This is a genomic window from Tenacibaculum finnmarkense (assembly GCF_900239185.1).
GTDB lineage: Bacteria > Bacteroidota > Bacteroidia > Flavobacteriales > Flavobacteriaceae > Polaribacter > Polaribacter finnmarkensis.
Genome location: NZ_OENA01000100.1, coordinates 1 through 1008 on the forward strand (window position 1 = coordinate 1; position 1008 = coordinate 1008).

Genomic DNA, 1008 nt, shown 5'->3' on the forward strand with positions numbered 1-1008 from the left:
TCGGGTAATGACCTTTACCTTGGAGGTACATTTATAACAGATATTTATAAACATAAATAATTTATAAAAATCAATTCATAATGGCAAACTACCCAATATTCCAAAAGAAAATACAACGAGCAGAAGGAGGTTATCAAAGATTAAAAAATGATAGCGGAAATTACAACTCCTTAAAACAATTAGTCGGAACAAATTTTGGTGTTTCGGCTAAAGTTTATGAACGAAATATCGGCAGACCACCAAGCATTGCCGATATGAAAAATATTACCCAACAAATAGCACATACTATCTTCAAAAATCAATTTTGGGATAGTATCAATGCTGATAAAATAACATCGCAAGCAATTGCTGAAACATTTGCAGACCACGCAATAAACGCAAGCCCTAAAAGAGCTACAATAATAATGCAACGTACACTAAACAACGCATTTAATAAAAAGCTTTTAATCGATGGAATTGCAGGAGCAAAAACAATAACTGCAATTAATAGCGTAGATGCTAAAGAATTATTTAATGCCTATTCACAAGCTCGTAAAAGCTATTATAGCAGTTTACGAGATTGTAAGCATTTTTGCAATGTTTGGCATCGCCGAGTAGATGAATTAGCAACCGACCATAATATAAGTATCAATAAACCAGTACACGGTTTATCAAAAAAAAAAGCCTAAAATTAATTTTTGGTTTGATATTCATTGCTGGAGTAACATATTTAGCAACGAAAAAAACAACCTTACATAAAGCATTAAAATAACACCATGACCATACAACAGCAATTTAAAAATCTAAACGGATCAACAGTTTCAAGAAGTCAATTAGAAGCAATTATCGAAAACGCTAAAAAAGCAAACGATACTGAAATAATTTACCGTTTATCAGGGATATTATTAGCAAATAAAGGCGTTAATAGATTTAATGTTTCATTACGTAATTACCCGACAGCCTTAGCAGGTTCAAGGCACAAAGGAGCATACAAAGAAGCATTAACCGAGTGCGGACGTTTGCGTAAAG

The 1008-nt window shown here is 32.7% G+C and carries 2 protein-coding genes; both read left to right on the forward strand.

Going from position 1 to position 1008, the window contains the following annotated elements:
* Positions 1–80: 80 nt before the first annotated feature.
* On the forward strand, positions 81–668 hold the full coding sequence (locus AQ1689_RS12985; RefSeq protein WP_101956372.1) for a glycoside hydrolase family 108 protein: 588 nt from the start codon (positions 81–83) through the stop codon (positions 666–668).
* Positions 669–755: 87 nt separating this feature from the next.
* The coding region (locus AQ1689_RS12990; protein WP_145993779.1) for a hypothetical protein at positions 756–1008 on the forward strand (253 nt) is incomplete at its 3' end.